Below are 23,787 nucleotides of genomic sequence, written 5' to 3'. Positions count from 1 at the left end.
GGAGAATACGCATGACATTTCTGATCACCGGTGGCGCCGGATACATCGGCGCGCACGTCGTCCGGGCGATGCTGCTCGCGGGTGAGAAGGTCGTGGTCTTCGACGACCTCTCCACGGGCCGGGAGGACCGCGTGCCGGAGGGAGTCCCGCTGGTGACGGCCTCGGTGCTGGACCGTCTCGCCCTGGACGAGGCCATCCGCGCGCACAAGATCACCGGCGTGGTGCACCTGGCCGGCAAGAAGCAGGTCGGCGAGTCCGTCGAGAAGCCGCTGTACTACTACCGCGAGAACGTGCAGGGCCTCACGGTGCTGCTGGAGGCCGTGGCGGCGGCGGGCATCCGCAACTTCCTGTTCTCCTCCTCCGCCTCCGTGTACGGCATGCCCGACGTGGACTCCGTCACCGAGGAGACCCCGTGCAGGCCGCTGAGCCCGTACGGGGAGACCAAGCTGGCCGGCGAGTGGCTGGTCCGCGCCGCCGGCAAGGCGCACGGCATCTCCACCGCCTGCCTGCGCTACTTCAACGTGGCCGGCGCGGCGGCCCCCGAGCTCGCGGACACCGGGGTCTTCAACCTGGTGCCGATGGTCTTCGAGCGCTACGACGCCGGCGAGGGCGCCCGCATCTTCGGCGACGACTACCCGACCCCGGACGGCACCTGCATCCGCGACTACATCCACGTGGAGGACCTCGCGGACGCGCACGTGGTGGCGGCCCGCCGGCTCGCCGAGTGGGGTGCGGCGGGGGAGTACAAGGACCTCACCGTCAACATCGGCCGCGGTGAGGGCGTCTCCGTCAAGGAGATGGTCGAGCTGCTGAACGCGGGCACCGGGCACACCTACGCGCCGGTCGTCACCCCGCGGCGCCCCGGTGACCCGGCGAAGGTGGTCGCCTCGGCCGACCGGATCGCCTCGGAGCTGGGCTGGAAGGCGCGGCACGACGTCCGCGAGATGATCACCTCGGCGTGGGCCGGCTGGGAGGCCAACCGCAAGCCCGGCCACCCGGGCCACCACCGGGACGTCCACACGGTCTGAGCACCGCCCGTACGAGGGAGCCGCCCGCCCCGGACCAGGTCCGGGGCGGGCGGCTCCCTCGTACGTACCGGGCGCGGGGCGGGTCAGCGCTCCAGGAAGGCGAACAGCTCTTCCCACCGGTCGGTGATCTCCGCGGGGGAGTAGCGTCGCACGCTGCGGAACGCCTCGTCGCCGAGGGCCTCGCGCGTCTCGCGGTCCGACATGAGGGCGTCCAGGTGCCCGGCCAGCTCCATCGTGTTGCCCAGGCGGGCCAGCAGCCCGTCCTCGCCGTGCCGCACGATCTCCCGCACGCCCGGCGCGCAGTCGAACGCGGCCACCGGCAGGCCGGCGGCCATCGCCTCCAGCAGGGTGATCGGGAAGCCCTCGGCCCGGGAGGCCTGCGCGAAGACGGACGCCCCGCGCAGCGCTCCCAGCACGTCGGCGGTGCTGCCCATCCACTCCACGGAGTCGTCCAGGCCCAGCGAGGTGCAGTGCGCCCGGAGCGTCGCCTCCTCGGTGCCCGCCCCGTAGATCCGCAGGGTCCAGTCCGGGTGGCGCGGGGCCGCGTCCGCCCAGGCGTCGAGCAGCAGGTCCACGCCCTTCTCGAAGGCGAGGCGGCCGACGCTCGCGACGACCTTCTCGGTGCGGGGGGCGGGGGAGTCCGGCATGAACGGCAGCGGGTTCGGCATGCTGGCCACGTTCTCCATGCCGGCCCGGATCCACAGGTCCGCGTCCTCCGGGGTGAGCACCAGCAGGCGGTCCACCTCGGGGTAGAAGCGGCGGACCCGCGCGCCCCGGGTGGAGGTCTGGCTGGCCTCGAAGGACTCGTGGCTCATGCCGATGACCGACAGGCCCTTGGTGTCGGCGAGGGCCACCCACTCCATCGCCCACACCTGGGTGACGATGACCACGGCGCCGGGCCGGGCGGCCCGGAAGAGGGCGCTCAGCGTCTCCGCCTTGGCGCGCATGCCCGCCCGGCGGGCCGCCTGCCGGCGCCGCTCCGGGGCGTTGAGGCGGCCCTTGAGGCCGCGCAGGCGGCGGGCCCGGGGCGGGTGGGTCTCGTACAGGGTGGTCATCTCGTACGGGAGGTCCTCCGGCAGCTGCTGGCGGATCTCCTCGGCGACGGGGGCGATGCCGACGATGTGCACCCGGTGGCCCCGGTCGGTGAAGAGCCGGGCCATCTGGTGGGACCAGGTGGTCACGCCGCCGAGCTCGTCCACGCTGTTGGAGACGATGAAGACGTCCCGGCCGCCCTGCGCCGCGGGTTCGTGGGGCTGCTGGGTCACTTGCCGCTCCTGGTGAAGAACTTCTCTACGATCCGGCGGGCCGCGTCCCCGCGGTCGTATTCGCCGAACTCGGCGAGGAAACGCTCCCGGGCCTCCGCGTACTTGGCGTCGGCCTCGTCGAAGGCGGAGACGGCCTGCATCAGCTCGTCCGCCGTGGCCACCACGGGGCCGGGCGCCTTCTCCTTCAGGTCGAAGTAGGTGCCGCGGATGTCGGTGGAGTACTTCTCGTAGTCGTACGCGAAGAAGAGCATCGGCCGGTCCAGCACCGCGTAGTCGAACATCACGGACGAGTAGTCGGTGATCAGCCCGTCGGCGAGCGCCAGCAGCGGGGTGATGTCGTGGTGCCGGGACACGTCGACCACCCGGCCCGCCACCGACGGCGGCAGCGAGACGCTGTTGAGGTAGTGGGTGCGCACCAGCAGCGTGAAGCGGTCGCCGAGCCGGTCCGCGAACTCCTCCACGTCGAAGGGGAACTCGAAGCCCTCCACCGTGCCGTCCGCGCTCGCCCGGAACGTCGGCGCGTACAGCAGCACCCGCTTGTCCGGGTCGATGCCCAGCTCGGCGGCGAGCGGGCCGCGCACGCGCTCCCCGCTCTGCGCCTCGGCGCGGTGGGCCTCGACCAGGGCGTCGTTGCGCGGGTAGCCGGTGCGCAGCAGCACCTCGTCGCGCAGCCGGAAGCCCTTGGCGAGGGTGCGCACGTCGTGCTCGGAGCGGATCAGGAAGTGGTCGAAGCGGTCGACGGCCTTCTGGAAGCGGTCCTGGGCGGTCTTGCCCTGCGCTTTGGTGCGGGGCTCGTGGAAGCCCATGCGCTTGAGTGCGGAGCCGTGCCAGGTCTGGATGTACGTGGTCCCGGGGCGCTTGGTCAGTGCCAGCGGGAACCCCTGGTTGTCGACCCAGTACTCGGCCTGTGCCAGGGCCCGCAGGTACTGCCAGCTCCAGCGCTTGACGAGGGTGGCCTGCTCGGGGAAGCCGGTGGGCTTGGCGCCGGCGTAGGACCAGATCGCCTCGAAGGGGGCGCCCTGGCGGACCAGCTCCTCGTAGATCGCCTTGGGGCTGTCGCTGTACTGCTTGCCCATGTGGCTCTCGAAGACGACCGTGCCCTTCTTGACCGGCAGCTTCGAGAAGACCTCGTGGTAGACCTTCACCTTCTGCTCGCCCGAGCCGATGTTGCGGCGGGCCTTCAGGGCCCGGCGCAGGCTCCGCTTGACCAGGCCGGCGGCCTTGCCGTGCATGGCGCTGCCGAGCAGCGTCTGGGTGCGCACGGCCGCGGGGCCCTCGGCGGTCAGGACGTAGGAGAGGTTGCCCTTCTTGGTCACCTCGGGCTCGAAGCGGTCCGAGACCAGCCGGGTCAGGCGCGGGCGCACCCGCAGCCGGGCCGCCGACTCCAGGTCGACGCCGCCGACCGAGACGCGGGTGGTGAGCTTGTCGGCGCCGGCCGTCAGCTTCAGGCGCACGTCCCAGACGGCGTCGATGATGCCGAGGGGGCGGACGGTGCTGCCGATGTCGGCGGTGGCGGTCCACTCGATCGTGTTACCGGCGTGGCGCACGGTTGCCACCGGGAAGCTGAAGGAGCGGACGCCGATCTGCCGGCGGGCCCGGAACTCCAGGGAGGCCTTCAGACCGGCGTCCTCCTGGATGCGGCCCAGGGGGTTCACGACCGTGCCGGACAGGGTGACGGTGCCGCGCCCGTCGTCCTCGTACGAGGTCAGGCGGTTGCCCAGGGCCAGGGAGGACAGCGGGGCCGTGTGGAAGCCCTGGCCGGTGACGTCCAGTATCCGGCGGCCCTCGGCGTCGTCGAGGTGCTCGGCGCACCAGTAGACCCGCCCGTCGCGTTCGGCCAGCGGGGAGGACAGCCGGCCCTTGTTGGTCATCGCGTCGGCGGCCGGGAGGAGGTTCTTCCAGTCCTCCTTGCCGAGCAGGTAGGCGCAGATGGCCTGGAGGTACGTGACGTTCTCGTACGCGGCCGGGTCGATGCCGGCCAGGTAGCCGTTGGCGAGCCGGGCGAACTCCTGGCGGTAGGCGTCGCCCAGCAGCGGCAGGTCGCGCAGGTGCAGCACGAGGTCGTGCTTGAGGAACTTGGCGTCCTTCGCCGTCTTGATGGCCGTGTGGCCCTTGGCCGCGAGCAGCTCGTCGACCCGGCGGTGGATCTCCATCCGGTGGACGAAGTTCGCGATCTCGTGGCGCCGGTTGCTGATCGACTTGGCGGCGGCCTTCTCGACCACGTTCCAGTAGTAGACGTGGTTGGGGATCAGCGTGATCCGGCGGGCGGCGACGTAGGCCTGCGCCGAGAACAGCAGGTCCTCGTAGTGGATGCCCACCGGGAACTCCAGGCCCTGCTCCAGCAGGAACGCGCGCCGGTAGCACTTGTTCGTGGAGAGGGTGTCGTAGACCAGCAGGTCCGGGTACTCGGTGATGGACTCCAGCGTCCGGGTGCGGGAGTAGATCCACGGGTACCACTCGGTGGTCTTGCCCCACCGGTTGTCGAGGTGCACGCGCACGCACATGCCCGAGACCAGGTCGGATCCGGTCCGCTCGGCGGCCGCCAGCATGTTCCGGCAGGCGTTGCGGTCCAGGACGTCGTCGCTGTCCAGGAACATGACGTAGGTGCCGGTGGCCTGCTTGATGCCGTGGTTGCGGGGGGCGCCGCAGCCCCCGCTGTTCTCGGGCAGCTGGAAGGCCCGCACCCGCCCCGGGTTCGCGGCTTCCAGCTCCCGGGCGACCGCGTAGGAACGGTCCTTGCTGCAGTCGTCCACGATCACGACCTCGACCCCGTGCAGGGTCTGGTCCAGAACCGACTGGACGGCCGCCGGCAGACGCTCTGCGTCGTTGTAGACGATGACGACCACGGAGACGTCAGGCACGTGCACCTCGATCCTTTCGTTCCATTCCGCTTATCCCGTCAAAGCTACCGTGTGCCGCACGCGACTCGGGCAGGCCGACCGCCGGCGTGCATACTTCTAAGGAAGAGGTGAGTGGCGGGCCCGGTCGCCGACAATCACCCGTTAGGACGCCAGCAGGAAGTGCTCATGACCAAGCTGTCGGTAGTTGTCCCCTGTTACAACGAAGAAGCCGTCATCGACCGGTTCGACGCCGAGATCCGCAAGGTGCTGGACGCCCTGCCCGTCGAGTACGAGGTCTGCTACGTCGACGACGGCAGCCGCGACGGCACCCTCGGAAAGCTCCGCAAGATCGCCGCGGACCACGGTGACCGCACCCGCTACGTCTCCTTCAGCCGCAACTTCGGCAAGGAAGCGGGCATGCTCGCCGGGCTCCGCGAGGCCACCGGCGACGCCGTGGTCATCATGGACGCCGACCTCCAGCACCCGCCGGAGCTGATCGCGACCATGCTGGAGCACTACCGGCAGGGCCACGACCAGATCATCGCCCGGCGCACCCGCGAGGGCGACAAGAAGGTCCGCTCCGCGCTCAGCCGCCTCTACTACCGCGGGGTCAACCGCTGGGTCGACGTCGAGCTCACCGACGGGGTCGGCGACTTCCGCATGCTCTCGCGGCCCGCCGTCGACGCCCTGCTCGCGCTCCCCGAGTACAACCGCTTCTCCAAGGGCCTGTTCTCCTGGATCGGCTTCGACACCGTCCACTTCGACTACCAGAACGCCCAGCGCGAGGCGGGCGAGACCAAGTGGAAGTTCGGGTCCCTGCTGAACTACGGCATGGACGGGCTGATCTCCTTCAACAACAAGCCGCTGCGCCTCGGCATCTGGCTCGGCGTGTCGCTGGTCGCGCTGACCGGACTGTACGCGCTGTGGATCACCGTGATGGCGATCACCAACGGCATCGACTCGCCCGGTTACGTCACGATCGTCGCGATGATCGCCGGTATCGGCGGCATGCAGATGATCATGCTGGGCCTGATCGGCGAGTACATCGGCCGCATCTACTACGAGACCAAGCGCCGCCCGCACTTCCTGGTCAAGGAGGCCCACGGCGCTGACCCCGAGCGCATGCCCGGCATCTCGGAAGCCGTGATCGCGGAGCGCAGCCGCTGATGGGCGACCACAGCCGGCGCGACCAGCTCGGCCAGATCCTGAGGTTCGCCCTGGTGGGCGGCGTGAACACCGGCACCTTCTTCGGCATCTACCTGCTGCTGCACCCGTGGATGCCCTACTTCGCCGCCTACACGCTCGCCTTCGTGCTGTCGATGATCGGGTCGTTCTTCATGAACACCTACTTCACCTACCGCACCCGCCCCACCTGGAAGAAGTTCCTCCTCTTCCCGCTGACGAACGTCACCAACTACGTCATCCAGTCCGCCGGGCTCTACGCCCTGGTCACCTGGGCGGCGATGGACACCCGCATCGCGCCGCTGGTCGCCGCCGTCGTCGCCATCCCCTTCACCTTCCTGCTCTCGCGCAAGATCCTCATCCCCGGCACCGGAGCCGCCGCCGCGGCCCCCGCCTCGGGCACCGCCTCGGGCACCGCCTCGGGCACCACCGAGGGCCCGGCGCGGGGCCGGTCCTCGTCCACGGTCTGAAACCGGCGGGCGGCCCCGCCGCCCCACCCCGTAGATTGGGCCAGTCGGTCGGTAGGCCAGTGGGCCATCGGGTTCTGTGGTGAGGGGAAAGACGTGTCAACGGCTAGGCAAGGTGTCGTGGACGCCCGCAGGATCGTGGTCAAGGTCGGCTCCTCCTCCCTGACCACCGCGGCCGGCGGGCTCGACGCCGACCGGGTGGACGCCCTGGTCGACGTACTCGCCAAGGCGCGCAGCGGCGGCGAGAAGGAGATCGTCCTGGTCTCCTCCGGAGCCATCGCCGCCGGCCTCTCCCCGCTCGGCCTCGCCCGCCGCCCCAAGGACCTCGCCCGGCAGCAGGCCGCCGCCAGCGTCGGCCAGGGCCTCCTCGTCGCCCGCTACACCGCCTCCTTCGCCCGCTACGGCATCCGCGTCGGCCAGGTCCTGCTGACCACCGACGACACCAGCCGGCGCGCCCACTACCGCAACGCCTACCGGACCCTGGACCAGCTCCTGGCCATGGGCGCCCTGCCGGTCGTCAACGAGAACGACACCGTCGCCACCGACGAGATCCGCTTCGGCGACAACGACCGGCTGGCGGCCCTCGTGGCCCACCTCGTCCGCGCCGACCTCCTCGTCCTCCTCTCCGACGTCGACGGGCTGTACGACGGCGACCCGTCCCTGCCCGGCACCACCCGCATCGAAGAGGTGCGCGGCCCCGAGGACATCGCCCACGTCTCCATCGGCAGCGCCGGCAAGGCGGGCGTCGGCACCGGCGGCATGGTCACCAAGGTCGAGGCCGCGCGGATCGCCGCCGCCGCCGGGATCCCGGTGGTCCTGACCTCCGCCAGCCACGCCGCCGACGCCCTCGCCGGCCGCGAGACCGGTACCCACTTCCACGCCACCGGCCGCCGCTCCGCCGACCGGCTGCTCTGGCTCCAGCACGCCTCCACCCCCCAGGGGCACCTGGTCCTCGACGACGGCGCCGTGCGCGCCGTCACCGAACGCGGCAGCTCACTGCTCGCCGCCGGCATCGCCGCCGTCGAAGGCGACTTCAGCGCGGGCGACCCCGTCGAACTGCGCGCCGCCGACGGCCGCGCCGTGGCCCGGGGCCTGGTCAACTTCGACGCCAAGGAACTCCCGCAGCTCCTCGGCCGCTCCACCCGTGAGCTTGCGCGGGAGCTCGGACCCGCGTACGAGCGGGAGGTCGTCCACCGCGACGATCTGGTGCTGCTGCAGGGCTGAGGTTCGGGAAAACCGCCGCACGGCGGGCCGGGGACTGGTCAACTGTGTGGGGCGGACACGCGTAGCGCAGACAGGAGGCGGGCTGGTGAGACGAGCGCTGACCAGCGTGGGCGGCGGCGGGGACGAACAGGCCGAGACCTCCCGCCTGTGGCACATCACCCTCAGCGTCTCCGGCAAGCCGGCGCCGCTGTCCGAGGTGCGGCGCGGGCTGGAACAGCTCGCGCACGACCACCCCTTCCTGCTGACGAGCCGGTACGCCGACGACCACGCGGAGATCCGGTACTGGGAAGAGGCCCGAGACCTCCACGACGCGGCGGCCGTCGCCCTGCGGCTCTGGGGCGAACACCGCTCGACGGCACAGCTGCCGCCGTGGGAGATCGTCGGCCTGGAGGTCATCGACCGCCCCACGTACCACGCCCGCGTCGCGGAGGGCTACGGCCCCCCACCGGCCCACCCGGTCGGCGTGCACCCCTACTAGACGCGCCGCTCGCGCGGCGCGAAGCCGGGGAGGCCCCCCGGGGGCCGCGCCGTGTGCGCGGCGCGGCGAGAGGCAGGACGTCTCGGGGGGTGGAAGGGCCGGTGGGGCCCACGGCGGCGGGGATTACCCTGGGCGGCATGACCTCGCTCGACGACGCCACCACCGCCTCCCCCGTCACCGCCACCGCGCACGCGGCCCGCACCGCCGCCGCCGCCATCGCGCCACTCCCGCGGTCCGCCAAGGACACGGCCCTGCTGGCCATCGCGGACGCGCTGGAGGCCCGTACGGCCGAGATCGTCGCCGCCAACGCCGTCGACACCGACAAGGCCCGCGCCGCCGGCACCAGCGAGACCGTCATCGACCGCCTCACCCTCACCCCCGAGCGCGTCCGCGCCATCGCCTCCGACGTGCGCGACGTCGCCGCCCTGCCCGACCCCGTCGGCGAGGTGGTCCGCGGCTCCACCCTCCCCAACGGCATCGACCTCCGCCAGATCCGCGTCCCCCTCGGCGTCGTCGGCATCATCTACGAGGCCCGCCCCAACGTCACCGTCGACGCCGCCGCGCTCTGCCTGAAGTCCGGCAACGCCGTCCTGCTGCGCGGCAGCTCCTCCGCCTACGCCTCCAACACCGCCCTCGTCACCATCCTGCGCGACGCCATCGAGAGCGCCGGCCTGCCCGCCGACGCCATCCAGCTCGTCCCCGGCGAGTCCCGCGACTCCGTCCGCGAGCTGATGCGCGCCCGCGGCCTCGTCGACGTGCTCATCCCGCGCGGCGGTGCCTCGCTCATCAAGACCGTCGTCGAAGAGTCCATCGTTCCGGTCATCGAGACCGGTACCGGCAACTGCCACGTCTACGTCGACGCCCAGGCCGACCTGGACATGGCCGTGGACATCCTCGTCAACTCCAAGGCCCAGCGGCCCTCCGTCTGCAACGCCGCGGAGACCCTCCTCGTGCACCGCGACATCGCCGCCGCCTTCCTGCCGCGCGCCCTCGACGCGCTCGCCGAGGCCGGCGTGACCGTCCACGGCGACGGACAGGTGCTGGCCGCCGCCGAGGGCGGCAAGGTCACCGCCGTCCCCGCCACCGACGAGGACTGGGCCGCCGAGTACCTGTCGTACGACATCGCCGCCGCCGTCGTGGACTCCCTCGACGACGCCGTCGCCCACATCCGCCGCTGGACCTCCGGCCACACCGAGGCGATCGTCACCACCTCGCAGGCCGCCGCCCGCCGCTTCACCCAGCTGGTCGACTCGACCACGGTCGCCGTGAACGCCTCCACCCGGTTCACGGACGGTGGCCAGTTCGGCTTCGGCGCCGAGATCGGCATCTCCACCCAGAAGCTGCACGCCCGGGGCCCCATGGGCCTTCCCGAGCTGACCTCCACCAAGTACATCGTCACCGGCGACGGTCACGTCCGGTAACCGCCGCCCGGACACGGTGTGGCCGGATTCGGCCTTACACCCTGCCCAAACCCGCCCCCCAGGTCTACGCTGGTCCCGTGCCGGACGACGTGGGGGGCAAGCCGTTCCCGGACGACGGGGAGCCCGACGACGACCGCGGAGGCGCGGATTTCGACTTCGCCTCCGTGGTGCTCGACGAGGACTTCGTCCGGAACGCCGAGATCCATGAACCGAGCGCGGCCGAGCGCCAGCGCGCCGCCGACCGGGCGCGCGCCGAGGCCGAGGCCGCCCGCGTCGCCGGAGGCTGGGCGGCCGACGACGACTACGGACACCCCGACGGGTACGGCTTCGACGACTCCGGATGGGAGCACGGCCCGTACGGGCACGGCTACGCGGACGGCCCGTACGGCGTCTACGGCGGAGCCATGCGCCCCTACCGCGGCCGCGCCCCCTGGCTGCGCCCCGTCGCGTGGGTGCTCGCCGTCGTGATGGGGCTCGGCATGGTCGCGCTGGCCTTCAGCGCCGTCTACCGCAGCGCCGCCGGCGACCAGGACCCCGCTCCCGCCCCGGCCAGCACGCCGCTCAGGGAAGTCACGGGCGTCGGCGCGTTTACGTACCCCGTCGGCCGCCAACCCTGAAGGTACGACCCCACTCGTTCGCTCCGGAGCTGGGGGCTTCTCTGAAGCGGGGACAGCGGGAGAAGCGATGGCCGTACCAGGAGATCCGCCCAACGGCACCCCCGAAGGCATCGGCGGGGGTGACGACGAACTGCGCCCGGACGAACTCCGCTCGGTGGTGTTCGACGAGGACTTCGTCCGTGCTGCCCGGCTCCAGGAGTTCTCCGCCCAGGAACGCATGGGCGAGCACGCCCGGGCCGTCCGCAGCCGCTCCATCTGGTCCGGCGGCTCCGCCGGCCCCCGCACCGGCAGCCCGGGCCGCGGCGCCCGCCAGGGGATGCTGCTCGTGCTGCTCATCGCGTCGGCGTTCGCCATCGCCGTGTACATGGGCATGCGCAATCCGTACGTACCCCCGGCCGGCGGTAACGCCGAGCCGCTGACCAGCACCGTCGTCCCCCTGGCACCGGCCGTCCCGGTGCCGGGCGGCCGCCCGGCCGACCTCTACGCGAACAGCCCGGCGGCCGACTACGGGATCGGGGCCGCCGGCATCACCCTCCCGGCCGTGCGGCGCACGCACCACTTCACCGAGAGCCAGGTCGTCGCCGCCCTGTCCATCGCCAAGGACTACCTGGTGCAGTCCTCGCTGGACCCGGACGTCCTGGCCGGCGTGGCCTCCCGGCCCGTGCGGGTGCTCCTGGACCCCGGGCAGCTGGCCCAGTTCGACGAGAGCGTGGCCTCACCCTCCGGCGACGGCCGGCACGCCGCCACCGGCTGGCTGGTCCGCTTCGACCCCGCCACCGCCGTCGTCGCCGACAGCCGCGTCCGGGTCAGCGGGATCCTCGCCTTCCAGGAGCTGAACCCCGAGTCGCTGGAGGTGAGCACCGACCACACCTTCGTGTACGCCGTCCGGCCGGCGACCGGACCGCCCGCCGCCGCCGACGGGGCCTCGCTGTTCACCGTCCGCCGCGAGCTGCGCCTGCGCTTCGACCGGGAGGACCTCACGGCCCGCCGGGCGGAGATCTCCTCGGCCTACGTGATGGCCGGGCCGCAGGACTGCGCCACCGAGCCCGCCGAGGGCTTCCGGCCCCTCCCGGCCGGAGCCGGGCCCACCACCGTGGGACCGCCCGCGAGCGACCCGTACGCCGCCGGGAACCCACGGCGCACGGCCGGGCTGTGCGGCGTCCTGGCACCGGCCGGGGCGCCCAGCGGCCCGCCGGACCCGACCCGGCCGGCGGCCCCGCCGTCCACCGTCAGTCCCGCCCGCCCGAGCCCGAGTCCGTAGCGCCCGCGGGGCCGGGGGTGCCGGGGGCTCCCTTCGGGTCGCCGGACTGCCGCGCGGCGCCGCCGCCCGATCCGGTGAACCTGTCGCGCAGCTTCCCGCCCAGGTCCCCCGCACCGCCCGCGATGTCGCCGACCAGCTTCATCAGCGGATCCTTGCTGGTCCGCACGGACTCCGCGTAGTGCGAGGCGGACTGGCGGAAGGAGTCCGTCACCGAGGTGTCCTTGTCCTCCTCCCGGCGCGGGTAGTGCCCGTCCATGATCCGCTGGTGCTCCCGGCTCTGGGACCACCTCTTCAGCTCGGCCGCCCGCACCGTCGTGAAGGGGTGGGTGCGCGGCAGCATGTTGAGGATCTTCAGGACGGAGTCGCGCAGGTCACCGCCCTGCTCGTAGTCCTCGGCCTGGGCGAGGAAGGCGTCGACGTTCATCTCGTGGAGGTGGTTGCCGCCCGCGAGCTTCATCAGACCGCGCATCGAGGCGTTCACGTCCTGCCCGACCAGCAGCCCCGCCCGGTCCGCCGACAGCTCCGACTTGCGGAACCACTCCCGCAGCGCGGTGACGACCGCCGTGATCGCCACATTGCCCAGCGGGATCCACGCCGCCTTCAGCGCCAGGTTCGTCAGGAACAGCAGCACCGTGCGGTACACGGCGTGCCCGGACAGCGCGTGGCCCACCTCGTGGCCCACCACCGCCCGCATCTCCTCCTCGTCGAGCAGCTCGACCAGGGCCGTGGTCACCACGATGATCGGCTCGTCCAGCCCGATGCACATCGCGTTGGGCCTCGGGTCCTGCTGCACGTACATCTGGGGGACCTTCTCCAGGTCCAGGACGTAACAGGCGTCGCGCAGCATCGCGTGCAGGTGGGGGAACTGGGTCTCGCCCACCCGCACCGAGTCCGACAGGAACAGCAGCCGCAGGCTGCGCTCCGGGAGCAGTGCGCTGAGGGCCTTGAACACCGTGTCGAAACCGGCGAGCCTGCGCAGCGCGACCAGCGCCGAGCGGTCCGCCGGATGCTCGTAGGCCCGCGAGGAAATCCCCGGGAACCTCCTGCGATCGCGTGCCGGTGACGTCTCGGAACCGCTGTTCGTCATGGCGCCCTTCCCCCTCGGTCGGCTGTGGTGACGTGTGCCCATCCTCCCCAACGCCTGAGTCGGCGTGAGCGTGCCCGGGGCCCCCGCATACGATGTGAGGGAAGTCTCCGCTCGCTCCCCGACTCGATAGGTACCTGCCTGATGAGCCTCTCCACCACCGCCCACGACCTGGTCCTCCTCGCTGCGGAGGAAGGTGGGCAGCACAGCGGCAACCACGACAGCCTGAGCCCTTACCTGACCGGTGGCGGTGCGTTCGTGATCCTGATGCTCATGCTCTGGGTGACCACCCGCCTGAACCGCGACCGCTAGACCGGGCTCCTCGTAGGGACCGGGCCGCCGCGCGCGTGTCACCGGGCCAGTAGGCTCTGCGCTCATGGGAGAGCAGGAAAGGCCTACGGGCCCGGTCAAGCGCCGGCTCGGAGTGATGGGCGGGACGTTCGACCCGATCCACCACGGACACCTGGTGGCCGCCAGTGAGGTGGCCGCCCTTTTCCACCTCGACGAGGTGGTCTTCGTACCCACGGGCGAACCGTGGCAGAAGTCGCAGCGGGCCGTGTCCCCCGCCGAGGACCGCTACCTCATGACGGTCATCGCGACCGCCTCCAACCCGCAGTTCTCCGTCAGCCGCATCGACATCGACCGCGGCGGACCGACGTACACCATCGACACCCTGCGGGACCTGAGCGCGCTCAACGCCGACGCCGACCTGTTCTTCATCACCGGTGCCGACGCCCTCGCCCAGATCCTGACCTGGCGCAACGCGGACGAGCTGTTCTCCCTCGCCCACTTCATCGGAGTGACCCGGCCCGGCCACGTCCTCACCGACGACGGACTGCCCGAGGGCGGGGTCTCGCTGGTCGAGGTCCCCGCGCTCGCGATCTCCTCCACGGACTGCCGCACGCGGGTCGCCCAGGGCGACCCGGTCTGGTATCTGGTTCCGGACGGTGTGGTGCGCTACATCGACAAGCGCGAGCTGTACCGGGGAGCCTGAGCTTCCGGAGAGAGGGGCCCCGCGGTGAACGACCCACAGGATCCGTACGACCCGTACGCCGCCCAGCAGCAGCTCATCGGCTACGACGCGTACGGCAGACCGGTGTACGGACAGGTGACCGCGCAGCCAGTACAGCCCGCACAGCCCGTACCGCACCCGTACGAGCAGCAGTACGCGGCGTACCCGCAGTACCCCCAGTACGAGCAGCCGTACCCGGAGCCGCAGCCTCCCGACCCGTACCCGGGCCCGCCGGACCCCGCGCAGTGGATCCCGCACCAGGCCGCCCCGCAGCAGCAGCCGGCCCAGGCACCCGCGCCCGCCCCGGTGCCCGAGCCGCGCCGGGCCGCGCCCGCCGAGTCCGCCGCCGGCGTCGCGGACGCACCCGGCGGCCGCGACTACCGCACGGAGCAGTTCTCGTTCATCGACCAGCCCGACGAGGACTCCGAGGACGTCATCGACTGGCTCGCCTTCACCGAGAGCCGGACCGAACGCCGTGAGGAGGCCCGCCGCCGCGGCCGCAACCGGGTCGTCGCGCTGGTCGTCGTCCTCGCCCTGTCCGCGGTCGGAGGGCTGGGCTACCTCTGGTACACGGGCGGGCTGCCGTTCCTCGACGGCCCGGGACGGAAGAAGCCCGCCGCGGCCGCCGCCGGCGCGCAGAAGCGCGACATGATCGTCGTCCACCTGCACAACACCAAGCGGGGCGGCAGCTCCACCGCCCTCCTCGTGGACAACGTCACGACCGGGCAGGGCGCCACCGTCCTGATCCCCAACACGCTCGGCGTCCCCCAGCAGGACGGCACCGCGACCACCCTCGGCAAGGCCGTCGAGGAGGGCGGTCTCGGCACCCGCGAGTCCCTCGACACCGTCCTCGGCACCCGCATCGGCGGCACCTGGCGCCTGGACACCCCCTTCCTGGAACGCCTCGTCGAGCTGGTCGGGGGCATCGAGGCCGACACCGACGCCGCCGTCCCGGCCGACGAGCAGGCCAAGACCCCCGCCGTGGCACAGGGGCCCAAGCAGAGCCTCACCGGCGCGATGGCCGTCGCGTACGCCACGTACCGGGGCCGCGGCGAACCGGAGGCCAAGCAGCTGGAGCGCACCGGCCGGGTGCTCTACGCCGTCCTCCGCAAGATCCCGGGCGACCCCGGGGCGGCGGCCACGACCGTCGAGAGCATGGGCCAGATCCTCGACCCGGGGCTCGACGCGAAGAACCTCGGCGGGCTGCTGTCGCGGATCGGCGAGCACGCCAAGGTGGCGGCGTACCGCACCGAGGTGCTCACCGTGAAACCGGACGGCGGCCTGACCGACGAGGCCGGCCGGAAGGTCGTCAAGGAGGTCCTCGGCGGCTCCTTCGGCGCGGCCCAGCCCGGCGCCTCCCCGCGGGTCGGCCTCAAGGACGCCACCGGGGACGAGAAGGCGCAGGTCGCGGCGAAGGCGGCGCTGCTCAACGGCGGCTACGGCTTCGTGGACGGCGGCAGGGCCGACCGGACGGCGGCCGCCACGCGGATCACGTACCAGGACCAGGCCCAGCGGGACCGGGCCGTCGACGTCGCCAAGACGCTGGGCCTGCCGGAATCGGCCGTGCAGAAGGCCGAGAGCCCGGTGAACGCGGACGTCGTGGTGGTGCTCGGCAAGGACTACAAGCCGTCCTGACGGGGCGGCCCGGAGCGGGCGGCCCCCGTCCCGTCCCGGCTCCCACCTGCGCATCCGCCCGCGCCGGACCTTCCGCGCGGGCGGCGTCGGCGGTACGTGAGACCCTTGGGGATATCTGTCCGCCAACCCGAAAGCATGGCCAGTGACCGCCACGGACCGCTCCATCGAGCTCATCACCACCGCCGCCCAGGCGGCGGCCGACCGGCTCGCGCACGACATCATCGCGTACGACGTCAGCGACGTGCTGTCGATCACCGACGCCTTCCTGCTCGCCTCGGCGCCCAACGACCGCCAGGTCAAGTCGATCGTCGACGAGATCGAGGAGCGCCTCCTCAAGGAGCTCGGCGCCAAGCCGGTGCGCCGCGAGGGCGACCGCGACGCCCGCTGGATCCTGCTCGACTACGTCGACATCGTCGTCCACGTCCAGCACAGCGAGGAGCGCGTCTTCTACGCGCTGGAGCGCCTGTGGAAGGACTGCCCCGAGATCGAGCTCCCCGAGGACGCCAAGCTCACCATCGGCAAGGCAGAGGAGCACGCCAAGCTGCGCGAGGCGCAGGGCGACGACGAGATGGACGGTGATCTGTTCTGAGCACGACCACGACGACCGCCGGCAAGCCCGGCAGGAAGATCGTCCTCTGGCGGCACGGCCAGACCTCGTGGAACCTCGAGCGCCGCTTCCAGGGCTCGACGGACATCGAGCTGACCGAGACGGGTGTGGCGCAGGCGCGCCGCGCCGCCCGCCTGCTCGCCTCGCTGAAGCCGGACGCCATCGTCGCCTCCGACCTGCGGCGGGCCGCGGACACGGCCGCCGAGCTGGCCGGCGTCACGGGGTTGTCCGTGGCGCACGACGCGGCGCTGCGCGAGACGTACGCGGGCGAGTGGCAGGGCCTCACGCACGAGGAGATCCTCGCCAAGCACGGCGAGCAGTACGCGGCGTGGAAGCGCGGCGAGCCGGTGCGCCGCGGTGGGGGCGAGCTGGAGACCGAGGTCGCCGACCGCGCCGCCCCGGTGGTGCTGAAGCACGCGGACCGGCTGCCCGAGGGCGGCACGCTCGTCGTCGTCAGCCACGGCGGCACGATCCGTACGACCATCGGGCGGCTGCTGGGTCTGGAGCCGCCCCACTGGGAGGGCCTGGGCGGGCTCTCCAACTGCTGCTGGTCCGTCCTCGGCGAGGGCGCGCGCGGCTGGCGCCTGCTGGAGCACAACGCCGGCACCCTGCCGGAGCCGGTGCTCGGCGACGACGACTGAGGCTTCCGCCGGGGCCCTCCGTGTGGCCCGCAGGGCCGCCGGGACCCGGATTTCACTTTCCGGCTGGTCACAGGCTAGAGTTCTTCTTGTTCGCAGCGAAGAACACCGGAAACGGGGGGAACGCGGCGGAGAGCGGGGCTATAGCTCAGTTGGTAGAGCGCCTGCATGGCATGCAGGAGGTCAGGAGTTCAATTCTCCTTAGCTCCACAATCAGGATCCCGTCCCCAACAGGGGGCGGGATCCTTGCGTTTGTTCCCTTTTGTGTGCTTGCTGACCCGTCCGCTGCCGACGTGGCAGAATCGGACGGCCGGAGGGGGACACGACGGCCCGACGCGGGAGGGAGTCGCTGACGGATGGGTGCACACCGGCGGCGGTGCGACTGGTGCAACAACGGCACGCCGATCGTGCGGGACATGGAGCCCGTCAATCCCGACTACCAGTACTGGTGCGAGGAATGCGCGCGGGCGCTGATCATAAAAGGCGACCCGATCGAGACGTATCGGGAGCTGGAGGGCGAGCCGATCTACGGCCGTCTGCTCGACGAGCACTGCACGCTGAAGCGTTTCTACCAGTTCGCCCGGGCGTGATCGGTGCGAAACGGACATAACGGCCCACCGGAAACCGATTTTTGGTCTGGGGCCATGACCGTGTAATGTTCTCGATGTCGCCAGGGGGAACCGGCAAGGGAAACCGAGAAGGGGCCCGGCGGCAGAGAGAAACAAGGGGCTATAGCTCAGTTGGTAGAGCGCCTGCATGGCATGCAGGAGGTCAGGAGTTCAATTCTCCTTAGCTCCACAGTGAAGAAGCGGGCCACCCGGATCGGGTGGCCCGCTTCTCGTCGTGCCCGACCGGTGGAACGTCCGAGCGCCCGCCGGGGCCGCTGCGGTACCCTGACGCCATGCGTGCCGTGCGCCTTCTGCTTACCGAGCCGCGCTGATCAGTACCGACCCCTCGAGAAGGTCGGCATCGGCGCGGCGTCCCCTCCTGTGCGAGGGGCTTTTTCGTTTGGGCGGGCAGAGACGGCAGAGACGATCGATGGAGCTTCAGGAATCATGAGCGAGACGAACACCCCGGCCCCCGAGGCGGCCGAGGGGCACCGTTACACGGCTGCCATGGCCGCCGACATCGAGGCACGCTGGCAGGACGTATGGGACGCGGAGGGCACCTACGAGGCGCCGAACCCGACCGGTGACCTGGCCGGCGACCCGGCCGTCGTCGCCCGCCCCAAGAAGTTCATCATGGACATGTTCCCGTACCCCTCCGGGGCGGGCCTGCACGTCGGCCACCCGCTCGGGTACATCGCCACCGACGTCTACGCCCGCCACCAGCGGATGTCCGGCCACAACGTCCTGCACACCCTGGGCTTCGACGCCTTCGGCCTGCCGGCCGAGCAGTACGCCGTGCAGACCGGCACGCACCCGCGCGTGTCGACCGAGGCGAACATCGAGAACATGAAGGTCCAGCTGCGCCGCCTGGGCCTGGGCCACGACAAGCGCCGCTCCTTCGCGACGATCGACCCCGAGTACTACAAGTGGACCCAGTGGATCTTCCTCCAGATCTACAACTCCTGGTACGACGCCGACGCGAAGAAGGCCCGCCCGGTCTCCGAGCTGGTCGCCGCCTTCGAGGACGGCACCCGCGAGGTCCCCGGAGGCCGTGCCTGGGCTGACCTGACCGGCGCCGAGCGCGCCGACGTGCTGAACGGCTTCCGCCTGGCCTACGCCTCCGACGCGCCCGTGAACTGGTGCCCCGGGCTGGGCACCGTCCTGGCCAACGAGGAGGTCACCGCCGACGGCCGGTCCGAGCGCGGCAACTTCCCCGTCTTCAAGTCCCGCCTGAGCCAGTGGAACATGCGAATCACGGCCTACGCGGACCGCCTGCTGGACGACCTGGACGCGCTGGACTGGCCCGAGGCCATCAAGCTGCAGCAGCGCAACTGGATCGGCCGCAGCGAGGGCGCCCGCGTCGACTTCGCGCTGGGCGACGAAGCCATCACCGTCTTCACCACCCGACCCGACACCCTGTTCGGCGCCACCTACATGGTCCTGGCGCCCGAGCACCCGCTGGTCGAGAAGTTCATCCCGGCCGCCTGGCCCGAGGGCACCCACGACGTGTGGACCGGCGGCTACGCCACCCCCGCCGAGGCCGTGGCCGCCTACCGCAAGCAGGCCGCCTCCAAGTCGGACGTCGAGCGGCAGGCCGAGGCCAAGGACAAGACCGGTGTCTTCACCGGCGAGTACGCGGTCAACCCGGTCAGCGGCGCCAAGGTCCCCGTCTTCATCGCCGACTACGTGCTGATGGGCTACGGCACCGGCGCCATCATGGCCGTCCCGGCGCACGACACCCGCGACTTCGAGTTCGCCCGCGCATTCGAGCTGCCGATCCGCTGCGTCGTCGAGCCGACGGACGGCCGGGGCACCGACACCGCCGAGTGGGAGGACGCGTTCGTCTCCCACGACGCCAAGCTGGTGAACTCCGCCGGCGAGGGCATCTCCCTGGACGGCCTGGGCGTCGTCGAGGCCAAGGCCGCCATCACCGACTGGCTGACCGAGCGCGGCATCGGCGAGGGCACCGTCAACTTCCGTCTGCGCGACTGGCTGTTCAGCCGCCAGCGGTACTGGGGCGAGCCCTTCCCGATCGTCTACGACGAGGACGGCGTCGCCCACTCGCTGCCCGAGTCGATGCTGCCGCTGGAGCTGCCGGAGGTCGAGGACTACTCGCCGCGCACCTTCGAGCCCGACGACGCCACCTCCAAGCCGGAGACCCCGCTGTCGCGCAACGAGGCGTGGGTCAACGTGGAGCTGGACCTGGGCGACGGCGTGAAGTCCTACCGCCGCGAGACCAACACCATGCCCAACTGGGCCGGTTCCTGCTGGTACGAGCTGCGCTACCTGGACCCGAACAACGAGTCCGCCCTGGTGGACCCGGAGATCGAGCAGTACTGGATGGGCCCGCGCGAGGGCGCGCCGCACGGCGGCGTCGACCTGTACGTGGGCGGCGCCGAGCACGCGGTGCTGCACCTGCTGTACGCCCGCTTCTGGTCCAAGGTGCTCTTCGACCTGGGCCACGTCTCCTCGGCCGAGCCGTTCCACAAGCTGTTCAACCAGGGCATGATCCAGGCGTACGCCTACACCGACGCGCGCGGCGTGTACGTCCCGGCGGCCGAGGTCGAGGAGCGCGACGGCGGGTACTTCCACCAGGGCGAGCCGGTCAAGCGCGAACACGGCAAGATGGGCAAGTCCCTGAAGAACGCCGTCACGCCCGACGAGATCTGCGAGGAGTACGGCGCGGACACCCTGCGCCTGTACGAGATGGCGATGGGCCCGCTGGACGTCTCGCGTCCGTGGGACACCCGCGCCGTCGTCGGCCAGTACCGCCTGCTGCAGCGCCTGTGGCGCAACATCGTGGACGAGGAGACCGGCGAGGTCACCGTCGTCGACGGCGAGCCCGACGAGGCCACCCTGCGCGCCCTGCACAAGGCCATCGACGGGGCCGGCTCCGACATGGCGGCCCTGCGCTTCAACACGGCCATCGCGAAGATCACCGAGCTGAACAACACCCTGACCAAGGCGGGCCGCCCGCTGGAGCGCTCCGTGGCCGAGCGCCTGGTGCTGCTGGTCGCCCCGCTGGCGCCGCACATCGCGGAGGAGCTGTGGCACCGCCTGGGCCACACCGGCTCGGTCGTCCACCAGGACTTCCCGGTCGCGGACCCGGCGTACGTCGTGGACGAGACGGTCACCTGCGTGGTGCAGGTCAAGGGCAAGGTCAAGGCGCGCCTGGAGGTGCCGCCGGGCATCTCGGAGGCCGACCTGGAGCAGCTCGCCGTCACCGACGCGGGTGTCGTCGCGGCCCTGGGCGGGGCCGAGATCCGCAAGGTGATCGTGCGCGCGCCGAAGCTGGTGAACATCGTCGTCTGACGGGTGACGGCCCCTCGGGGTGATCCCGTACGGGCAGGTTGGGGGTTCGAATGGAACCCCCGGCCTGCCCGTGGCGTTTACGGTGGGAGGGACGGGAACAAGCCGGGGAAGGGAACCTCATGGAGGTAGGCGCGTTGATCATCATCTTTGCCCTGGTGGTGCTGTTCGCCTTCCTGGGGCTGGGTGCCTGGGCGACGGTCAAGGCGGTCGGCGCGGCCAAGCGCGGCGTGGACCGGACGATCACGCAGGCTCGCCGCACGGTGGAGGACACCACCCTGCGGGCCCGGAGCATCGGTCAGGGCGGGGTCGCCGGCGCGCTGGCGCAGCTGCGGCTCGACCTGCGCAACTCCATGCGTGCCACGCAGGCCGCCCTGTACCAGGGGGTGCAGTCGGACAGCTCGCTCAAGGAGTCCGTCGCCCTCTTCGAGCGGCTGAGCCGCCACGGCCACGAGCTGGACGACGAGCTGAAGCGGCTGGAGCAGGAGCCCGACCGCCAGCGGATCGCGGAGTCCCTGCCCGAGCTGCGGGAGCGCACCCTCAAGATCACGAAGTCGGCCGATTCCCTGCGGTGGGCGGCGCGCGACCGCGCCCGGCGGTTCGCGGACGACGAGCTGACGCTGCTCTCGGAGCAGATCGAGGTCGAGTCCGACGCGCTGCGCGACTGGTCCCGGGAGTCGGTCGACGACCTGGCGGCCGCGGCGGCGGCCTGGGACGCGCGCCAGGAGGCCGCGGGAGGCCCCGGCGCGGCCCCGGACGCCGAGCCCGGTCCCCGGGCCGCCCGGCCGGCGCAGCGGGCCGGGGAAGCGGCACGGCCGGCGGAGCCCGCCCGGCCGGCGCTGGACCCCGCCGCCCCGGCGGCCGCGCACCCCTGGCAGAAGGCGGCCCGGCCGGAGGCCACCACCTGAGCGCCTGCGCCTGAGCGCGTGTGAGCGTGTGAGGAGAGGGGCGTCCGGGGGTGGTTCCGGGCGAGGGGGCGGACCGGGCTGCCGGAAGGCCTCCGCTGCCGGTAACCTCCGGCTCATGTCCCGCCATGTCGCGATCGTCACCGATTCCACGGCCTACCTCCCCCCGCAGGCGATGGCGCGGCACGGGATCACATCCGTACCCCTGACCGTGGTCCTGGGCGACGAGGCCCTGGAGGAAGGGACCGAGATCTCGGCCCGCAGCCTCGCCGCGGCCCTGCAGAAGCGCCGCTCCGTCACCACCTCCCGCCCCGGCCCGGAGCAGTTCGTACGCGCCTACCAGGACGCCGCCGAGGCCGGTGCCACCGCCATCGTGAGCCTGCACCTGTCCGCCGAGTTCTCCGGCACCTACGACGCCGCCGTGGTCGCGGCCCGGACGGCCCCCGTGCCGGTCCGCGTCGTCGACACCGGCATGGTCGCCATGGCCCTCGGCTTCTGCGCCCTCGCCGCCGCCGAGACCGCCGAGGCCGGCGGGTCCGCCGACGAGGCCGTGGCCGCCGCCGAGAAGCGCGCCGCGGAGATGTCGGCCTACTTCTACGTGGACACCCTCGACTACCTGCGGCGCGGCGGCCGGATCGGGGCCGCCCAGGCGCTCCTCGGTTCCGCGCTGGCGGTCAAGCCGCTGCTGACCCTGGACGGCGGGCGGATCGAGATGCTGGAGAAGGTGCGCACGGCCTCCAAGGCCATCGCCCGGCTGGAGGAGCTGGCCGTCGAGCGGGCCGGGGCGCGCGGTGTCGACGTCGCCGTGCACCACCTGGCGGCCCCGGAGCGGGCCGAGAAACTCGCCGAGCGGCTGCGCGAGCGGATCCCCGGCCTGGTCGAGCTGCACGTCAGCGAGGTCGGCGCGGTGATCGGCGCCCACACCGGGCCGGGGCTGCTGGCGGCGGTCGTCTCGCCGCGCTGAGCGTCGGGGGTCCGTTGGTCAGCCTGCCTGTTGGGTGCCCGGGGTTGGTTGGGCTCGGGTCCGTTGGTCACCCGGAAGGGTGGCGGGGTTGTCCACAACGGGGTGGTTATTCACCGGAATTGAGGCCTCCGAGCGGGGAACCGGGGGTCGGTTCTAGCTTCGGGGCATGACTCTTCGAACGCGTACTCCAGGCATCTCCACGGCCTCCCCTTCCGACGGCCCCGGCGGGAGCGGGCCCGGGCGGGCGCGCCGGTCCGACGGCAGGCTCCGCTCCCGCCCCCGGGGGCGGGACCGGATCCGGGGGCGGGACCGGACCCGCCCCGACCCCGTCGTGCTGCGGCGCAGGGCCGAGGCCCTGCTGGGCGGCCGGGCCGGGGTGGAGGAGACGGCCCTGCGGGTCGCCGACCCGCCGGGCGGTGCGGCGGATCCGGCTGCCGGTGCCGGGCCGGAGCCCGGGGAGCCGCTCGGGGCCCGGGAGGCGCGCGGGCTCGCGCTGCGGGAGCGGCTGCCGGTGTGGGTGCAGGTGCGGTGCGGGGTGGAGCCGAGGACGGTGGCCGCCGTGGCGGTGGTGCTGGTGGTGGCCGTCGGGTTCGCCGCCCAGCAGTACTGGTCGGGCCGGCCCCGGCCGGTGACGGCTCCGGCCGTGCTCGGGCCCGGCACCGTCGCCGCCGCCCCCGTGCCGTCGGCGGGCCCGGCCGGTTCGGGGGCCCGCATCGTGGTGGACGTCGGCGGCAGGGTCCGCGACCCCGGCGTGCGGAGGCTGCCCAGCGGCTCGCGGGTGGAGGACGCGCTGGCCGCCGCCGGGGGAGTGCGGCCGGGCACGGACACCACCGGGCTCAACAGGGCCCGGGTGCTGGTGGACGGCGAACAGGTGCTGGTGGGCGTCACCGCGCAGCCGGCCGCGGGCGGCCCGGCCCCCGGCGGGGGCGCCGGTGGCGGGGCCGGTCCGCTGAGCCTCGCCGGCGCGACGGTCGAGCAGCTGGACGGGCTGCCCGGGGTGGGCCCCGTCCTCGCCCGGAACATCGTCGAGTTCCGGACGGCCCGGGGCGGCTTCCGGGCCGTGGAGGACCTCCGGCAGGTCGACGGGATCGGCGAGCGGAGGTTCGCCGAGCTGCGAAGGCTGGTAAGGCCGTGAGCGCCGCCGGGGAGCCGGGCACGGGTGAGCCGGCCGCGGGAGAGCGGGGCTCGGGTGAGGCGGCCGGGGGCGAGCGGGGCTCGGGTGAGGCGGCCGGGGGCGAGCGG

General features: G+C 72.3%; 21 protein-coding genes and 2 tRNA genes. 20 read left to right on the top strand and 3 right to left on the bottom strand.

All coding sequences use genetic code 11. The features are described 5' to 3' along the window. The first annotated feature begins 11 nt into the window (after window positions 1-11). Window positions 12-1,028 carry a UDP-glucose 4-epimerase GalE gene (gene galE, locus D1J60_RS12140; protein WP_125821105.1) on the top strand — a complete coding sequence of 339 codons (1,017 nt, stop codon included), beginning with the start codon at window positions 12-14 and terminating at the stop codon, window positions 1,026-1,028. 83 nt (window positions 1,029-1,111) lie between these two features. Here the strand turns inward: galE and D1J60_RS12135 are convergent, their stop codons facing one another. Together D1J60_RS12135 and D1J60_RS12130 are read right to left on the bottom strand one after the other, a co-directional pair. Next, the gene (locus tag D1J60_RS12135; protein WP_125821104.1) at window positions 1,112-2,293 is read right to left on the bottom strand and encodes a glycosyltransferase; all 1,182 of its coding nucleotides are present in this window, start codon (window positions 2,291-2,293) and stop codon (window positions 1,112-1,114) included. Next, window positions 2,290-5,160 (bottom strand): bifunctional glycosyltransferase family 2 protein/CDP-glycerol:glycerophosphate glycerophosphotransferase, encoded by a 2,871-nt coding sequence (locus D1J60_RS12130; RefSeq protein WP_125599668.1) that lies wholly within the window; start codon window positions 5,158-5,160, stop codon window positions 2,290-2,292. The genes D1J60_RS12135 and D1J60_RS12130 overlap by 4 nt, the downstream gene beginning before the upstream one ends. A gap of 159 nt (window positions 5,161-5,319) precedes the next feature. Between D1J60_RS12130 and D1J60_RS12125 the strand changes: the two genes are divergently transcribed. The 7 genes from D1J60_RS12125 (at window position 5,320) to D1J60_RS12095 (ending at window position 11,783) form a co-directional block, all read left to right on the top strand. Continuing rightward, complete coding sequence (locus tag D1J60_RS12125; protein WP_125599671.1) at window positions 5,320-6,300, top strand: glycosyltransferase family 2 protein; 981 nt, start codon at window positions 5,320-5,322, stop codon at window positions 6,298-6,300. Then, window positions 6,300-6,785, top strand: coding sequence for a GtrA family protein (locus D1J60_RS12120; RefSeq protein ID WP_125821103.1), 486 nt, complete (start codon window positions 6,300-6,302; stop codon window positions 6,783-6,785). Before D1J60_RS12125 ends, D1J60_RS12120 begins: the two co-directional genes overlap by 1 nt. A gap of 93 nt (window positions 6,786-6,878) precedes the next feature. Further along, window positions 6,879-8,006 carry a glutamate 5-kinase gene (gene proB, locus D1J60_RS12115; RefSeq protein ID WP_007264030.1) on the top strand — a complete coding sequence of 376 codons (1,128 nt, stop codon included), beginning with the start codon at window positions 6,879-6,881 and terminating at the stop codon, window positions 8,004-8,006. After that, a complete protein-coding gene (locus D1J60_RS12110; RefSeq protein ID WP_125599674.1) occupies window positions 7,927-8,484 on the top strand; it encodes a hypothetical protein in 558 nt (185 codons plus the stop codon). The genes proB and D1J60_RS12110 overlap by 80 nt, the downstream gene beginning before the upstream one ends. A 137-nt stretch (window positions 8,485-8,621) precedes the next feature. Continuing rightward, a complete protein-coding gene (locus tag D1J60_RS12105) occupies window positions 8,622-9,905 on the top strand; it encodes a glutamate-5-semialdehyde dehydrogenase (protein ID WP_125821102.1) in 1,284 nt (427 codons plus the stop codon). A gap of 77 nt (window positions 9,906-9,982) precedes the next feature. Beyond that, the gene (locus D1J60_RS12100) at window positions 9,983-10,522 is read left to right on the top strand and encodes a hypothetical protein (RefSeq protein WP_125821101.1); all 540 of its coding nucleotides are present in this window, start codon (window positions 9,983-9,985) and stop codon (window positions 10,520-10,522) included. 67 nt (window positions 10,523-10,589) lie between these two features. Continuing rightward, window positions 10,590-11,783: a hypothetical protein gene (locus D1J60_RS12095; RefSeq protein WP_125821100.1), complete on the top strand. Its 1,194-nt coding sequence runs from the start codon at window positions 10,590-10,592 to the stop codon at window positions 11,781-11,783. On the opposite strand, the gene D1J60_RS12090 is transcribed toward D1J60_RS12095, so the two are convergent. Further along, window positions 11,752-12,870, bottom strand: coding sequence for a M48 family metallopeptidase (locus tag D1J60_RS12090; protein WP_125821099.1), 1,119 nt, complete (start codon window positions 12,868-12,870; stop codon window positions 11,752-11,754). The genes D1J60_RS12095 and D1J60_RS12090 overlap by 32 nt on opposite strands. Before the next feature lie 141 nt (window positions 12,871-13,011). On the opposite strand from D1J60_RS12090, the gene D1J60_RS37230 reads away from it, so the two are divergent. The 12 genes from D1J60_RS37230 to D1J60_RS12035 all read left to right on the top strand — a co-directional run bounded on the left by D1J60_RS37230 (window position 13,012) and on the right by D1J60_RS12035 (window position 23,680). Beyond that, window positions 13,012-13,179 (top strand): hypothetical protein, encoded by a 168-nt coding sequence (locus tag D1J60_RS37230; protein WP_164720887.1) that lies wholly within the window; start codon window positions 13,012-13,014, stop codon window positions 13,177-13,179. A 64-nt stretch (window positions 13,180-13,243) separates the two neighbouring features. Then, window positions 13,244-13,861 (top strand): nicotinate-nucleotide adenylyltransferase, encoded by a 618-nt coding sequence (gene nadD, locus D1J60_RS12085; RefSeq protein ID WP_125602765.1) that lies wholly within the window; start codon window positions 13,244-13,246, stop codon window positions 13,859-13,861. 24 nt (window positions 13,862-13,885) lie between these two features. Beyond that, window positions 13,886-15,514 carry a LytR C-terminal domain-containing protein gene (locus D1J60_RS12080; protein ID WP_125821098.1) on the top strand — a complete coding sequence of 543 codons (1,629 nt, stop codon included), beginning with the start codon at window positions 13,886-13,888 and terminating at the stop codon, window positions 15,512-15,514. 142 nt (window positions 15,515-15,656) lie between these two features. Further along, on the top strand, window positions 15,657-16,103 hold the full coding sequence (rsfS, locus tag D1J60_RS12075; protein ID WP_125602767.1) for a ribosome silencing factor: 447 nt from the start codon (window positions 15,657-15,659) through the stop codon (window positions 16,101-16,103). Next, the gene (locus tag D1J60_RS12070; RefSeq protein ID WP_125821097.1) at window positions 16,100-16,762 is read left to right on the top strand and encodes a histidine phosphatase family protein; all 663 of its coding nucleotides are present in this window, start codon (window positions 16,100-16,102) and stop codon (window positions 16,760-16,762) included. The genes rsfS and D1J60_RS12070 overlap by 4 nt, the downstream gene beginning before the upstream one ends. A gap of 134 nt (window positions 16,763-16,896) precedes the next feature. Then, a tRNA-Ala gene (locus D1J60_RS12065) sits at window positions 16,897-16,969 on the top strand. A 146-nt stretch (window positions 16,970-17,115) separates the two neighbouring features. Continuing rightward, the gene (locus tag D1J60_RS12060; protein WP_007264019.1) at window positions 17,116-17,349 is read left to right on the top strand and encodes a hypothetical protein; all 234 of its coding nucleotides are present in this window, start codon (window positions 17,116-17,118) and stop codon (window positions 17,347-17,349) included. 135 nt (window positions 17,350-17,484) lie between these two features. Then, a tRNA-Ala gene (locus D1J60_RS12055) sits at window positions 17,485-17,557 on the top strand. A gap of 257 nt (window positions 17,558-17,814) precedes the next feature. Further along, a complete protein-coding gene (gene leuS / locus D1J60_RS12050) occupies window positions 17,815-20,679 on the top strand; it encodes a leucine--tRNA ligase (protein ID WP_125602769.1) in 2,865 nt (954 codons plus the stop codon). A gap of 119 nt (window positions 20,680-20,798) precedes the next feature. After that, window positions 20,799-21,584 (top strand): hypothetical protein, encoded by a 786-nt coding sequence (locus D1J60_RS12045; RefSeq protein WP_125821096.1) that lies wholly within the window; start codon window positions 20,799-20,801, stop codon window positions 21,582-21,584. A gap of 115 nt (window positions 21,585-21,699) precedes the next feature. Continuing rightward, window positions 21,700-22,545 (top strand): DegV family protein, encoded by an 846-nt coding sequence (locus D1J60_RS12040; protein ID WP_125602771.1) that lies wholly within the window; start codon window positions 21,700-21,702, stop codon window positions 22,543-22,545. 166 nt (window positions 22,546-22,711) lie between these two features. Then, on the top strand, window positions 22,712-23,680 hold the full coding sequence (locus D1J60_RS12035) for a ComEA family DNA-binding protein (RefSeq protein WP_125821095.1): 969 nt from the start codon (window positions 22,712-22,714) through the stop codon (window positions 23,678-23,680). Window positions 23,681-23,787: the final 107 nt, after the last annotated feature.

The sequence above is a fragment of the Streptomyces sp. W1SF4 genome, from assembly GCF_003950035.1.
In the GTDB taxonomy this organism is placed as follows: Bacteria; Actinomycetota; Actinomycetes; order Streptomycetales; family Streptomycetaceae; genus Streptomyces; species Streptomyces racemochromogenes.
The sequence above is the reverse complement of the archived record's forward strand: the minus strand, read 5'-3'. Positions and strand labels throughout refer to the sequence as shown.